The organism is Rhodobacter sp. P1_C2 (genome assembly GCF_056406375.1).
Genome location: NZ_JBFUAG010000002.1, coordinates 326,890 through 341,529 on the forward strand (window position 1 = coordinate 326,890; position 14,640 = coordinate 341,529).

The window sequence follows — 14,640 nt, forward strand, 5'->3', positions numbered from 1 at the left end:
CGGCGCCAGAGACGCCCGGCTGCTGGGAGGCTGACGGGCGGATGGCAGAGGGCCGGGCCGGATCCAGCGCCGCGGATGTCATCAAACCCGGCGCCGAAACGCCGCGCCGGGACAACACGGGAGGAATGAAACATGACCAGAAGGACAACCATTCTCGCAGCGACCACGGCGGTTTCGGCGATGCTGGCCGGGGCGGCCTTTGCCGCCGACACCTGCACGGCCTATCCGACGGCCGCGACCGACAAGGTGGAATCGGCCGATCTTGCCAAGACCTTCGGCGCCGTGCCCGCGCCCACCAAGCCGCTGCATGTGGTCTATGTGACCAAGACCCTGATCAACGAATTCTGGCAGGACGTGGCGGCCGGGGTCAAGGACGAGGCGGCCAAGTACAAGGACATCACCGTCGATGTGCAGGCGGCCAAGGACGAAAGCTCGCTGATCGAACAGTTGAACCTCGCGCAGACCGTGCTGTCGCAAAAGCCCGACATCCTGCTTCTGTCGCCGCAATCGGACACCAACCTCGCCCCGGTGATCGCCGCGGCCAAAGAGGCCAATATCCCCACCATCATCATCGACGACGCCCGCACCGAGGGGGCGACGAGCTATATCGGCACCGATCAGGTGGCGATCGGCGCCAAGGCGGCGGATTACCTCAACACCCGCTTCCCCGAGGGCGGCAAGGTTGCCCAGATCGAGGGCGCCGCAGGCTCGCCCAATGCCCGCAAGCGCATCCAGGGCTTCGAGGATCAGCTGAAGACCTATCCCAAGCTGCAGCTCGTCGCCTCGCAGCCCGGCAACTGGGACCGGATGACGGCGATGAACGCCACTTCGACCATCCTGCGCGACACGCCCGACCTGGTCGGCGTCTATGCCAACAATGACGGCATGGCGCTGGGTGTGGTCGAGGCGGTGCGCGCCGCCAATGCGATGGCGCAGGTCGCGGTCGTCGGCACCGATGGCATCCGCGATGCCAAACGCTCGGTCGGGGCCAAGGAGATGGCCGCCACCGTCGCCGAGTTCCCCTTCGCCGAAGGCCAGCTGGGCGTCGAGGTCGGTCTGCGCATCCTCGGCTGTCAGGCGATCCCGGCCTGGGTCGTCTCGCCCCAGGCGGTGATCACGGCGGAGAATGTCGCCGAATTCCCCGATCCCGCCGTCAAGTAACCCCGCCCCCTCTTCCAAGAGCCGCGCTGTCCGGGCATCGTCCCGGTCAGTGCCCCGTTTGCAGAGGCCGCGCCATGACCCTTCCCCGCCCATCCCCCGATCGCGGCCCGCCGCTACTGGCGCTCACCGCCATCGAAAAGCGCTATGGCCCGGTCGTGGTCCTGAAAGGCGTCGACCTGACGCTGCGGCCCGGTGAGGTGCATGGCCTTCTGGGCGAGAACGGCGCCGGGAAATCGACGCTGATGCGGATCGTCTTCGGTCTGGTCCAGCCGGATGCGGGGACCATCACCCTGGCCGCCAAGGGCGCGGTCCGGATCGACAGCCCGCGCCATGCCCTGTCGCTGGGCATCGGCCTCGTCAGCCAGGAATTGAGCCTCGTGCCGCAGCTCGATGTGGCGCAGAACATCTTTCTGGGCAGCACCCCTGCCCTCAGCACCATCCCCCGGGCCGAGCTGCGCCGCCGTGCTGCGGCACTCCTCGCCGAACTTGCCCCCCATATCGACGGCAGGGCGCTGGTGGCGGACCTCGGCATGGCCGACCGCCAGCTGGTCGAAATCGCTCGGACCCTGGCGCGCGGCGGCGAGATTATCGCCTTTGACGAGCCGACCTCCAGCCTGACCCCGTCCGAGCGCGACAACCTCTTCAAGGTGATCGCCAAGCTGCGCGATGCCGGAAAGGGCATCATCTACATCTCGCACCGGATGAGCGAGATCCAGAGCATCTGCGACACGATCACCGTGCTGCGCGACGGCCGCGTCATCATGTCGGACCGGACCGAGGCGCATGACGCCGACAGCATCAACGAGATGATCACCGGAAGACACCTCGCCGCGGCCCTCGCCCACCGCGCCGGGCCCCTGGGGCGCGAGGGCCCCGTGGCGCTGGCGCTGGACCAGGTGACGACGGACCGCATCAGCGAGGTCTCGCTGCAGGTCCGCGCGGGCGAGATCCTCGGGCTGGCCGGGCTGGTCGGCTCGGGCCGCTCCGCCGTCCTCCGCGCGATCTTCGGCATCGATGCGATCCGCGCCGGCCGCCTGTCGCTGGCGGGCACCGAGGCGCGGATCACCCAGCCCGCCGATGCCATCGCCCGCGGCGTGGCCTATATCCCCGAGGACCGCCGCGGCAAGGCCGTGGTGCCGATGATGAGCATCGAGGCCAACTTCGGCCTGGCCAACTTCTCCCGCTTCACGCGCGGCGGCTTCACCGATTTCACCCGGCGCCGCGCCGCGATCCGGCGCCTGTCGGAAGAAATGTCGATCAAGCCCGCCGATATCGCGGTGCCGCTCGGCAACCTGTCGGGCGGCAACCAGCAGAAGGTGGTCATCGCGCGCTGGCTTGGCACCAAGGCGAAAGTCTACCTCTTTGACGAGCCGACGCGCGGCATCGACGTGGGGGCCAAGGCCGAGATTTACGATCTGTTGCAGAACCTTGCGGCACAGGGGGCGGCGGTCGTCGTCGTCTCCTCCGAACTGCCCGAGGTGCTTTTGTTGGCCAACCGCATCGGCGTCATGGAAAACGGACGACTGACAGCGCTTTTGGACAATGTCGAAACCCTGACCGAGGAACGCCTGATGAAACACATGTCCGCCGAGGTGGCCCGATGAGCGCCAATCCCCACAGCGCGCGCCCGGCCCCCGCCAAGGCCCCGGCCAAAACCCCGGTCGACCGCGCCGAGCTGTTGCGCAGCGCCTCGGTCCTCTCGGGCTTCGTCGTGCTGTTCGTCGTCTTCTCGGCCCTGTCGCATACCTTCTACCAGCCCGCCAACCTTCTGGACATCCTGCTGCAATCCTCGATCAGCGCGATCACTGCGGTGGCGATGACCCTGGTCATCATGACCAAGGGCATCGATCTATCGGTCGGCTCCATCGCCGGATTGTCGAGCATGGTGGCCGCCGATATCGCCACGAGCCAGGGCGTCACCCTCGCCATTCTGGCGGGCATGGCGACCGGGCTCATCTGCGGTTTTCTGAACGGGGTGATGATCGCCAAGCTGAAACTGCCGGATTTCATCGTCACCCTCGGCACGCTGAGCATCTTCCGGGGCGCGGCGCTGATCTATACCAACGGCCAGCCGATCTATGGCCTGCCGCCGCTGTTCCGCGACATCTTTGCCGGGCAGCTTCTCGGCCTGCCGACGCCGGTGCTTCTGGCCATCGGCATCGCGGCGCTTGGCTTCGTGGTCATCGCCTATACGGGCCTCGGCGAACGGATCATCGCGACCGGCGGCAATGAAGAGGCGGCGCGGCTGTCGGGCATCAACATCGACGCGATCAAGATCACGGTCTACACGATCTCCGGCCTGCTTTCGAGCATCGCAGGCTTTGTCCTGATCGCCCGCATCGGCGCGGCAGAGCCGATCGGCGGCCAGGGGTTCGAGCTTCAGGCCATCGGCTCGGCGGTGATCGGCGGCGCCAGCCTGTTCGGCGGCATCGGCAACCCGCTCGGCTCGCTGGTCGGGGCGGTGACGTTGGGGGCCCTGCAGAACGGGTTGACCCTGATCAACGTGCCGTCCTTCTGGCAATTCGTCGCCTCCGGGGCGGTGGTGATCCTTGCGGTGCTGGCCGACCGTCTGACCCGAAAGCAGCGCTAGATGGTGCCGGAGCCTGTCGTCGATGCCCATCAGCATTTTCAGGACATCCGCCGCCACAGCTATCCTTGGCTCGCGCCGGGGCGACCGCAGGCGCTGGAAGGCGATCTGACGCCGATCCGCCGCAACTTCCTGCCCGGGGATTACCGCAAGGCGGTGGCGGGGCAGACTGTGGTCAAGACCGTGCATGTCCAGAACGGCTGGACCCCCGAGGACCCGGTGGGCGAGACGCTCTGGCTCGCGGGCCTTGACCCCGCAGGCCTGCCCAGCGCCATCGTCGCCCATGCGGACCTGTCCCATCCCGATTGCCCCGCCGTTCTGGCGGCGCATCGCAAGGTCCCCCAGGTCCGCGGCATCCGCCAGATCCTGAACTGGCACGCGGACCCGAGGCTGCGGGTGGCCCCGCGCGACCTGATGCAAAGCGACGCCTGGCGCCGGGGCTTTGCCGCCCTGGCCGCGCGGGGCCTCAGTTTCGATCTGCAGATCTACTGGCCGCAGATGGCCATGGCGCGCGAACTGGCCGAGGATTTCCCCGCCACGCCCTTGATCCTGAACCATTTCGGCATGCCGATCGACCGCAGCGCGCAAGGCCTGGCCGATTGGGCGTCGGCACTCAAGGACCTCGCCCGGGCCGGGAATGTCGCGGTCAAACTCTCGGGCTTTGGCCTTGGCCATCCGCGCTGGACCCTTGCCGACACGGTGCCGATCCTGTCGCAGGTGATCGGGATCTTCACCCCCGACCGGGTGATGTTCGGCAGCAACCTGCCGGTCGATCTGCTGTTTGCCGGGACCGCGCAGATCTTTCAGGCGCTGGAGGCGAGCCTTGCCCCCCTTTCCGCCGCCGACCGCGCCCGGGTGCGCTGCGGCACGGCAGAGCGGATCTACCGGATCTAGCCCCCTCATTCCCTCGAATGACGCCCCTTGCCCGCCACCGCGGGCGGAGGGCTTTGCGCCTTGCCTTGGCAAGGCTTCTGCGCTCCGGTGATCGCTTAGATAAACTAAGCATTCGCCCAAATAAGTTAAATTGTTCTGCGGAATGAATTGCGAAACACTGGGCGCATCGGGGACGACGAGGTCGTGACCGATAGGGAGGAACTTGCCTGCTCGTCACGACACTGACCGCGCCACCCCTCGGGAGGCGCGCGGGCCTTGATCTTCTCTTTCCGCGAACTTTCCGGGTCGAGACCCGCTTTGGCCCCGCCTGGGGCCCCCTGTGGAGATAAGACATGAACCTTTACGCGATGCTGTCCGCCCGCAACGAATCCGGGCGGCCGATCCGGGTCGGGCTGATCGGAGCCGGCAAATTCGGCTCGATGGTCCTGGCGCAGGCGCGCAAGATTGCCGGCTATCACATCGTCGGCGTGGCCGATCTGAACGCCGGCAAGGCGCGGGCCTCGCTGGCGCGCACCGGCTGGCAGCAAGACGAATATGCCGCCACCTCGCTGGGCGATGCGATGGACACCGGGCGCACCTTCGTGACCGAGGATGCCGCCGCCCTCTGCGCCTTTGAGGGCATCGAATGCATCATCGAGGCCACCGGCCACCCGATCTTCGGCGTGCGCCATGCCCTGATGGCCATCGACGGCATGAAACATATCGTCATGGTCAATGTCGAAGCCGATGTGATGTGCGGCCCGATCCTCGGCCGGATGGCGCGAGAGAAAGGTCTCGTCTATTCCATGGCTTACGGCGACCAGCCCGCCTTCATCTGCGAGCTGGTGGACTGGGTGCGCTCCTGCGGGTTCGAGCTGACCTCGGCCGGCAAGGGCATGAACTTCCGCCCCGAATACCGCTATTCCACCCCCGATACCGTCTGGGGCTATTTCGGGTGGAGCGATGAATTCGTCGCCAAGGGCGATTTCAACCCGAAGATGTACAACTCCTTCACCGATGGCACCAAGGCCGCCATCGAGATGGCCGCCGTCGCCAATGGCACCGGGCTCGATTGCCCCGACGATGGCCTGGCCTTCTACCCGACCGGGCTGCACGACCTGGCCCAGGTCTTCAAACCGGCCTCGGAGGGCGGGCGTCTGCCGGGCAATGGCCTCGTCGACATCGCCGCCAGCATGGAGCCGGACGGGCGCAAGGTGGTCAACAACATCCAGTACGGCATGTTCGTGACCTTCCGCGCCCCCGACGACTACACCAAGGCCTGTTTCGAACAATACGGGCTGCTGACCGACAAGTCGGGCTGGTACGGTTCGATGTGGCGGCCCTTCCACCTGATCGGGCTGGAAACCTCGGTCTCGGTCCTCTCGGCCGTGCTGCGCAAGGAACCGACCGGCTCCTCGCGCGAGTTCCGCGGCGATGCGGTGGCCACGGCGAAATCGAACCTCAAGGCCGGGTCCTATCTTGATGGCGAGGGCGGCTTTGCCACCTGGGCCAAGGCCATCCCGGCGACGATCTCCACCGCGATCGACGCGCTGCCGATGGGGCTTGCCCATCATGTGAAGCTGAAGAACGACATTCCGCGCGATCAGATCGTGCGCATGTCGGATGTCGAATTCGTCGATGACATGGATGTGGTCACCCTGCGCCGTGAACAGGTCGCGAGCATGGGCCCCAAGGCGGCAGCCAAGGCATGAGCTTCGTCGTCCTGCCCGAATTTCATGTCGCGCCAGAGAAGCTCTCCGCCTTTCTGGCGGCGGCGCGGGCCGATGCCGCGGCATCGCTGGCCGATGAGCCCGGCTGCCTGCAGTTCGACGTGATCGTCGCGGCAGAGGAGGCGCCGGCCAAGGTCCTCTTCTACGAGGTCTATGCCGACCGCGCCGCCTTTGACGCCCATCTGCAGACCCCGCATCTGGCGGCCTTCCGCCAGGCGCTGCACCTCTGCGACGAAAGGCCGGTGCGGTTTCTCGACCGGGTGGCGCCGTGACGCAGGAAAGGCGGATTGCCGTGCTGGGCACCGGGCTGATGGGCGGGCCGATGGCCGCCAATCTGGCCCGGGCCGGGCATGAGGTCCGGGTCTGGAACCGCACCCCCGCCAAGGCGGAAGGGCTGGGCGAAGGGATCATCCCCTGCCCCACGCCTGCTGCCGCCGTAGCAGGCGCCGGGGCGGTGATCGTCATGCTCTCCTCCGGTCCGGTCTGCGACGCGGTGCTCTTCGGCCCCTCGGGCGCGGCGGCGGCGATGGCGCGGGGGGCCAGCCTGATCGTGATGTCCTCGATCGGGCATCAGGAGGCGAAGGCCATGGCGGCCCGCGCCCGCAAGCTCGGGCTGGTCTGGGTCGATGCCCCGGTCTCGGGCGGCACGGTGGCGGCCAAGGCCGGCAACCTGTCGATCATGGCGGGCGGACGGGAGGAGGAGATCGCGGCGCTCGACCCGGTCCTGCGCCCGATGGGACGCGTGACCCATGTCGGGCCGGATGGCGCCGGGGCGCTGACCAAGCTCGTCAACCAGCTTCTGGTCGCCTCGACCATCTGCGCCGTTTCGGAGGCCCTGCTGCTGGCCCGGCAGGGTGGCGCCGATCCGGTGCAGGTGCGCCAGGCCCTGATGGGGGGCTTTGCTGCCTCGCGCATCCTCGATCTGCATGGCGCGCGGATGATCGCGGGCGATTTCGCCCCCGGCGGCCCGGCGAAATACCAGATCAAGGACACCGGCGCCGCAAGGGCGCTGGCTGAAAGCCTCGGGCTGGACCTGCCGCTTCTGACGCTGGCAGACCAGCTTTTCACCGATCTTGTCGCCCATGGAGGGGGCGATCTGGATCATTCGGCCCTTATTCTTGAACTCGAACGACGCAACGGCCTGCGCCCCGCGGCGCTGGCCTGAGAAGACACGACAGCTTGACGTCTTATGGGAGGAACCAGATGACACAGACCTTGACCCGCCGCGCCCTGCTTCAGGGGGCCGCAGCCTCGACCCTGATCGTTTCGGGGGTGATGGCGCCCCGCACCGCAAGGGCCGCGACCCAGCTGCGCCTCGCCGTGCCCGACCCGGCCGAAAGCGCCGTCGGCCGCGCCGCATCGCATTTCGCCGAACTGGTTTCGGACAAGACCGGCGGCGCCGTCGCGATCCAGGTCTTCCCGGACGGCATCCTCTACGGCAAGGACCAGAATGCCGCGATAAACCAGATGGGGTCGGGCGCGCTGGACGGGCTGATCCTCGCCTCCTCGGTCTATGCCTCGTTCGAGCCGAAGATGAACGCGATTTCGCTGCCCTATCTCTTTTCGAACTACGACCAGCTGAAGGCCTATCTGGCCGGCGCGCCGGGCCAGGACTTGCTGGCGGCGGTCGATAGGCTCAAGATCAAGGGCCTCGGCTTCTTCCTGCGCACCTTCCGCAACGTGACCACGCGCGAGACCGCGATCACCACGGTCGAGGGCTTCAAGGGGCTGAACCTGCGCACCCCCAACAACCCGCTTTTCGTCAGCCTGTTCCAGGCGCTTGGCGCCAATCCGACGCCGATGGCCTTTTCCGAGGTCTATTCCGCGCTGCAGCTGAAGGCGATCGACGGGCAGGAAAACCCGGTGGAAGTGGCGCTCAACAACCGGCTTTACGAGGTGCAGGGCCATCTGAACATGACGCGGCACCTGGCCGACAGCTTCCTCGTCGGCCTGTCCAGCGCGGCTTGGGAGAAGATCCCGGCCGAACATCAGGCCGCCGTCCAAAGCGCGGCCACCGAGATGATCGCCGACCACGACGCCGGCGAGATCGCGCAGGAGGCAGCGATCATCGACAAGCTGCACGCGGCGGGCATGCAGGTGAACCAGCTGGCCGAGGGCGAGCTGGCCAAGATCCAGGCCATCGCCCGCGGCATCTATCCCCAGTTCGAAGCGCAGATCACGCCCGAGTTCATGAAGAAAAGCATCGACTTCGTGGCCGCCTGACCCCAGTGCAGGGGCGCCGCGCGCGCCCCTGCCCCGCGCATCCCTTGCGCGGACCTGCACCAATGACATGGGAGGATTCCTGATGAATTCCATCGACAGATGGATCTGGCGGCTTGTCGATGCCGTCCTTTTGCTTGCCATCCTTGGCATGATCGTGCTGATCGCCGTTCAGGTCATCTCGCGCCAGACCGGCCATTCGGTGCCCTGGACCGAGGAATCCTCGCGCTTCCTCTTCATCTGGACGATCTGGTTCGGCGTGGCGGCGAGTTTCCGCAACGGGCAGCACCCGGCGGTCACGCTGCTGACCGACCTCGTCCGCCACCGCGCCACACGGCGGGTGCTTGACCTGCTTCCGGCGCTGGCGGCCGCACTTCTGTTCTTCCTCGTCGCCTATCACGGCTGGGACCTGATGCTGCAGCAGATCCGCTTTGGCGAGACCTCGCCCATCCTGCAGGTCGGCATGTGGCTGGCGACGCTGCCGCTCGTCCTCGGCTCGGGCCTCGCGGTGCTGGGCGCGCTGGTGCATGGCCTCGGCGGCGGCACCCCTTCCAATTCGATCGAGGAAACCCTGTCATGAGCCTGACCCTCATCCTGTGCTTTGCGGGCCTTGCCGCCCTTGGCGTGCCGCTCGCGGTGGCGCTGGGGCTTGGCACCGTCATCACGATGCAGCTTTACGGCCTGCCCCTGTCGATGATCACGCAGACCCTTGCCACCTCGATCAATTCCTTCCTGCTGATCGCGGTGCCGCTGTTCATCCTCGCCGGCCAGATCATGGAGCGGGGCGGCCTGTCCGAACGGATCTTCGATGCGGCCGAGTCGCTGGTCGGGCGCTTTCGTGGCGGGCTGGGACATGTGAACATCGTGTCCTCCTTCGTCTTCGGCGGCATCTCGGGGTCGTCGGTGGCCGATATCGCCAGCCTCGGGCCGATCACCATCAAGTCGATGACCTCGCGCGGCTATCCTTTGTCCTATGCGGCGGCGCTGACGCTGATCACCTCGACGCTGGCCACGCTGGTGCCGCCGTCGATCCTGGTCATCGTGGCGGCGGCAGCGGCGGGCCAATCGGTGGGCGGCGCCTTGGCCGGCGGCCTCGGGCCGGGCATCCTTCTGGCCGTGGCGCTGGCCATCTACAACTATGTCATCTCGCGCAAGCATGGCTATGGCAGCGTGGTCAGCTTTGACCACAAGCGGATCACCCGGGCCATCCTGCGCGCGATGCCCTCGGTCGGTGCGCCGATCATCATCCTGACCAGCATGTTCTCGGGCATCGTCACCCCGACCGAGGGCGCCGGTCTGGCGGTGCTTTACACCATGCTGGTCGGCGGGCTGGTCCACCGCGAGATCGGCTGGCGCGACGTCATCACGCTGTCGATCAAGGCCGGGCAACTGGCCGGCACGGTCCTGCTGATCCTGATGGTGGCCTCGGCTGCGACCTTCATTTTCACCGTCGACCTCTTGCCGCAGAAGGCGGCGGGGCTTCTGTCGCTGATCAGCGGATCGCCCTTCATCACGCTGATGATGATGGGGCTGATCTTCCTGATCGTCGGCATGCTGATGGATATCGTGGCCGGCGCACTGATGCTGATCCCGGTCCTGATGCCTGCGGCGGTTGCGGCCGGGGTCAACCCGATGCACTTCCTGATCTTCATGGTCACCTGCCTCGCCATCGGTCTTGCGACACCCCCGGTCGGCACCTGCCTCTTTGCCACCGCCTATGTCGCCAAGATCCCGACCGAGCGCCTGGTGATCGCGAGCCTGCCCTTCTATGCGATCAACATCGGGGTGGCCGTCCTCGTCGCGGCCTTCCCGCAGATCGTGATGTGGCCCATAGCGCTTCTGACATGAGGGCGAGGCGGATCGTCGTGATGGGCGTGTCGGGCTGTGGCAAATCCACCCTCGGGCAGGAACTTTCGCAGCGCCTTGGCTTTGGCTTCCTCGAGGGGGATGGCTTCCATCCCCCCGCCAATATCGAAGCCATGGCGGCGGGCAGGCCGCTGGATGATGCGATGCGCGCGCCCTGGCTTGCCGCCCTGGCCGAGGCGCTGCATGGGGCGCCCTCCGGCGTGGTGGCAAGCTGTTCCGCCCTGCGCCGCAGTTACCGCGATGCCTTGCAGAGCGGCGGGCCGGTGGTCTTTGTCCACCTCGCCATCGCCCTGCCCGAGGCCCGCGCCAGGATGGAAGCCCGCCCCAGCCATTTCATGAACCCCGCCCTCGCCGAAAGCCAGCAGCAGAGCCTCGAGCCGCTGGAGGCGGACGAGACCGGCTTCACCCTCGATGCCACCGCCGCCCCCGCCGCCCTGCTGGCCGAGATCCTGCGCCGCCTGGGCTGACGCGCCCCGATAAGCCCCCCGAAGGCCGGCCCGGTTCAACCAGACGCAGAGCGGGCGCTTTTTCGGACAGCCTGAAGATAAGTTTGTTGCGAAATGTCGCGAACCTGATCAGGTAGGCGCAAGGGTTTTGGTTGGAACGAGTCTTGCGAGGAATAAGTGATGTCGACGCTTTACACCCATGGCAAATGGGCGGTCATTTCTGCGGCGAAATTCGACACTTACGACACCATCCAGGTCTCGAGCAGCGACAGCCTCTCTTCCGTGCGCCTGGCGCTCAGCACGGCGGGCACGATCGATTTCACCACGAAGCTCGGCCTGCGCGCGGCAGAGATCTACGGCACCGCGGGGCGCGACAACATCACCTCGGGCGATGGGGCGGACACGATCTGGGGCTTTGGCGGCAAGGATACCCTGGCGGGCGGCAATGGCGATGACCTTCTGTTCGGCGACTCGGGCAACCCCACGGTCCTCGGCGACGATGTGCTTTACGGCGGTTCGGGCAATGACATCCTGGTCGGCGGCGCCGGGCGTGACGGGCTTTATGCCGGAGCGGGCGACGACTTCTTTCTGATCACCAACCCCACGCCGGGGCAGGATTCCTTCTTTGGCGGCACCGGTCGTGACATCCTGGTGGTCAGCGACGACTTCAATCTGGGCTATGACAAGGTCGTGTTCACCTCCCTGATCCTCGATTCCGCGGCATCGGTGGAATATTTCCTGATGGACCTGACCAAGCCGGTCACCCTCTTCGGGACGGCGGAGAACAATTTCTTCGACCTTTCGGGCACATTCGTCGGCAATACCGGCTCGGGTGGTCTGGGCGTATCCGTGCTGTTCGACCTGAGCACCGGCAGCGACACCCTGTTTGGCGGCGACGGCAAGGAGACGGTCGTGCTGCACGACGGCAACGACCGGGTCGAACTGGGCGACGGCGACGACAGCCTGATCGTCGCCGATGGCAATGTGGCCGGCGATACGCTGAACGGTGGCGGCGGCAGCGATCTGATCATCTTCCAGACCACCAATCCCGGGGACGAGCTGATCTTCCAAAGGCTCGACCTCTCCTCCGGCGCGGGGTTCGAAGGCGCGCAATTCGCCACGGACTCCCTCTACGGCACCGCCGGGGCGGATGTCTGGGACATGACCGGCCTGGTGTGGAGCGGAACAGGGACGGGCTATTTCGTCTATGGCATCGAACTGCGCGACGGCAATGACCTGTTCAAGGGGGCGATGTCCGGCGAACATGTCGAGGGCGGCGCGGGCAATGACACGCTCTACGGCAATGATGGCAGCGACGGGCTTGACGCCGGCACCGGGATCGACGCGCTTTATGGCGGCGATGGCGACGACTGGCTGTCCTTCGACGACTGGCAGGTCGGCGACACCTTGGATGGCGGCCGCGGCAACAACGGGCTGACCATCGGGCGCGCGCTTCTGCCCGGCGGCACGATCACGACCCTGAACTATGAAGCGATCCGCGGGTTCTCTGCGGCGCATATCAGCGCGCTGACGGTGCTGGGCGATATCCGCATCATCGGCACGGCCGCCTCCGAACAGATCGACCTTTCCTTCATGACCCGCCTGCGCATGGAAAGCGCCATGCAGCTGCTGGAGGGCAACGACCGCTACACCGGTTCGGCAGATGGCAACAATGTCGACGGCGGGGCGGGCAATGACACGCTTTACGGCGGCGCGGGGCTGGACACGCTGCTCGGCGGCGCGGGCGACGATCTGATGGTCGGCGGCGAGGGCGGCGACACCTACGAGGTCAACTCTGCCGGCGATGTGATCATCGAGACCGGGACCCAGGGCATCGACGTGATCCGCACCCCCTTTGCGACCTGGAAGATCACCGGCCCCTTCGAAGGCGTGCAGGCCGAAGGCCCGGGCGGCCTGCGCGCCACCGGCAATGCCGAGAGGAACTGGATGGCCGGCGCCGAAGGCGATGACAAGCTGATCGGGCTGGACGGCATGGATACGCTGGTCAGCAGCGGCGGCCATGACACCCTGATCGGGGGCGAAGGCCGCGACCTTTATATCCTAAGCAACCTTGATGCCGTGATCGTCGAAGTGACGGGCGGCGGGCGCGACACGGTGTCCACCTCCATTTCGGGCTATGTTCTGGGCAAGTATCTGGAAGACCTGATCGGCGGCGCCGACGGGCAGGATTTTTTCGGCACCGGCAATGGGGCTGCCAACAAGCTGATTGGCGGCGCGGGCAATGACACCCTGGTCGGCATGGGCGGCGATGACACGATCGACGGCTCTGGCGGCGATGATGTGATGAAGGGCGGCTGGGGCGACGACGATTACTATGTCTGGCAGACCGGAGACGTGATCGTTGAAGCGGCAAATCAGGGCATCGACAAAGCTATCGTCCGAAACGCACCCAGCTATGTCTTGCCCAACTTCGTCGAGAACGCCGAACTCGGGTCGCGCTATGCGGAAAATGACACGTTCCACGATCACCCGCTCGGCGTCGCCCTGACCGCAAACACGATGAACAACTTCATCAGCGGTTCGGAGGCGGCAGACACCATCGATGCCAGGACCGGCGCGGACAGCGTCTATGCCGGGGACGGCGACGACCAGATCTATTTCGGCGACTGGACCCCTGGTCTTGACCTTCTCTACGGCGGCAATGGCACGGATACGCTGCATTTCGGCGATCCTTCCGGCCAAGGCGCGCCGGTGACCTTGGTGCTGCACGATCTGGCCTTCCTCGAGAAGTCCAGCATCGAGCGCCTTGTCATTGAAGACAATGTCGTTCTGACCGGCACGGAGGGCAATGATGGCTTCTATTTTCCCAGTGTTTCGGGAGAGGTCTTGGCCTCTACAATCGATCTTCTGGGCGGCAACGATGGCTTCAGCGGCGGAGCGGGGGATGACAGGGTGGACGGAGGGGACGGCAATGACGTTCTTGGCGGCAATGACGGCAACGACCTGCTGATCGGTGGCGATGGATACAATACGATCTTCGGCGGCCAGGGCAACGACACGCTGGACGCCAGCGCCGCGGACTGGGACCAACTTTACGGCGGCAATGGCGACGATGTGTACATCGTCGGGCCCGGTACGGTGCAGATTTTGGAAAGCTATTCGGGCGTCGGCGACACGAGCTTTGACACTGTCGTCACCTCACGCAGCATTTTCAGCCTGAGCGACGGGCTGGAGGCGGTGGTGGCCGTCGGCTCGGGTGGTTTGTACTCCTGGGGCACGTCTTTCGACAATCTGATGCAGGGCGCCGAGGGCAACGATTACTTCAGATCGCTGGAGGGCACCGACACCCTGATCGGGGGAGAGGGTCAGGACAGCTTGTTCAGCGGCGAGGGCAACGACATCTGCGAGGGCGGTCTGGGCGCCGACCTGTTCGTCTTCGACACGGCGCCGGGCAGTGCCAACGTCGATCACATCCGCGACTTCACCCATCTTGAAGACAAGATCGTGCTCTACGCCCCGATCTTCACCGCTCTTTTGACCGGAGCCACCCTCGCCTCCTCCGCGTTCCGGAACATCTCCGACACCGTTCATGCCGGGGCCGACAGCCGTATCCTTTACGAGGCGACATCGGGCAGGATTTTCTATGACAGCGACGGCAGCGGCGCGACCCAGCGCATCCTGATCGCGGTGCTGGACACCCACCCCACCCTGTCCGCGGCGGATTTCGTCGTCACCGACAGCACTTTCGACTGACAGTCGCGACCGAAGGCGCCCGCGCGCAGCAGGCGGGCTTTCT

At 66.1% G+C, this 14,640-nt stretch carries 12 protein-coding genes; all 12 read left to right on the forward strand.

All coding sequences use genetic code 11. The features are described from left to right. The first annotated feature begins 132 nt into the window (after positions 1-132). The 12 genes from AC1DZT_RS04345 (at position 133) to AC1DZT_RS04400 (ending at position 14,597) form a co-directional block, all read left to right on the forward strand. On the forward strand, positions 133-1,161 hold the full coding sequence (locus AC1DZT_RS04345) for a sugar ABC transporter substrate-binding protein (protein WP_478005374.1): 1,029 nt from the start codon (positions 133-135) through the stop codon (positions 1,159-1,161). A gap of 74 nt (positions 1,162-1,235) precedes the next feature. Then, on the forward strand, positions 1,236-2,765 hold the full coding sequence (locus tag AC1DZT_RS04350; protein WP_478005375.1) for a sugar ABC transporter ATP-binding protein: 1,530 nt from the start codon (positions 1,236-1,238) through the stop codon (positions 2,763-2,765). After that, complete coding sequence (locus tag AC1DZT_RS04355) at positions 2,762-3,751, forward strand: ABC transporter permease (RefSeq protein WP_478005376.1); 990 nt, start codon at positions 2,762-2,764, stop codon at positions 3,749-3,751. The genes AC1DZT_RS04350 and AC1DZT_RS04355 overlap by 4 nt, the downstream gene beginning before the upstream one ends. Next, positions 3,752-4,642 carry an amidohydrolase family protein gene (locus AC1DZT_RS04360; RefSeq protein WP_478005377.1) on the forward strand — a complete coding sequence of 297 codons (891 nt, stop codon included), beginning with the start codon at positions 3,752-3,754 and terminating at the stop codon, positions 4,640-4,642. Between the two features lie 332 nt (positions 4,643-4,974). Further along, positions 4,975-6,333: an NAD(P)H-dependent oxidoreductase gene (locus tag AC1DZT_RS04365; RefSeq protein ID WP_478005378.1), complete on the forward strand. Its 1,359-nt coding sequence runs from the start codon at positions 4,975-4,977 to the stop codon at positions 6,331-6,333. After that, entirely contained in the window at positions 6,330-6,623 is a 294-nt protein-coding gene (locus tag AC1DZT_RS04370) for a putative quinol monooxygenase (protein ID WP_478005379.1), read from the forward strand. The genes AC1DZT_RS04365 and AC1DZT_RS04370 overlap by 4 nt, the downstream gene beginning before the upstream one ends. Beyond that, positions 6,620-7,516, forward strand: a complete 897-nt coding sequence (locus AC1DZT_RS04375; RefSeq protein WP_478005380.1) for an NAD(P)-dependent oxidoreductase — start codon at positions 6,620-6,622, stop codon at positions 7,514-7,516. The genes AC1DZT_RS04370 and AC1DZT_RS04375 overlap by 4 nt, the downstream gene beginning before the upstream one ends. Before the next feature lie 38 nt (positions 7,517-7,554). Next, positions 7,555-8,574: a DctP family TRAP transporter solute-binding subunit gene (locus AC1DZT_RS04380; protein WP_478005381.1), complete on the forward strand. Its 1,020-nt coding sequence runs from the start codon at positions 7,555-7,557 to the stop codon at positions 8,572-8,574. An 82-nt stretch (positions 8,575-8,656) separates the two neighbouring features. Then, positions 8,657-9,151 carry a TRAP transporter small permease gene (locus tag AC1DZT_RS04385; RefSeq protein WP_478005382.1) on the forward strand — a complete coding sequence of 165 codons (495 nt, stop codon included), beginning with the start codon at positions 8,657-8,659 and terminating at the stop codon, positions 9,149-9,151. Then, positions 9,148-10,419 carry a TRAP transporter large permease gene (locus AC1DZT_RS04390; RefSeq protein ID WP_478005383.1) on the forward strand — a complete coding sequence of 424 codons (1,272 nt, stop codon included), beginning with the start codon at positions 9,148-9,150 and terminating at the stop codon, positions 10,417-10,419. Before AC1DZT_RS04385 ends, AC1DZT_RS04390 begins: the two co-directional genes overlap by 4 nt. Continuing rightward, complete coding sequence (locus AC1DZT_RS04395; protein ID WP_478005384.1) at positions 10,416-10,904, forward strand: gluconokinase; 489 nt, start codon at positions 10,416-10,418, stop codon at positions 10,902-10,904. The genes AC1DZT_RS04390 and AC1DZT_RS04395 overlap by 4 nt, the downstream gene beginning before the upstream one ends. 159 nt (positions 10,905-11,063) lie before the next feature. Next, positions 11,064-14,597, forward strand: coding sequence for a calcium-binding protein (locus tag AC1DZT_RS04400; RefSeq protein WP_478005385.1), 3,534 nt, complete (start codon positions 11,064-11,066; stop codon positions 14,595-14,597). Positions 14,598-14,640: the final 43 nt, after the last annotated feature.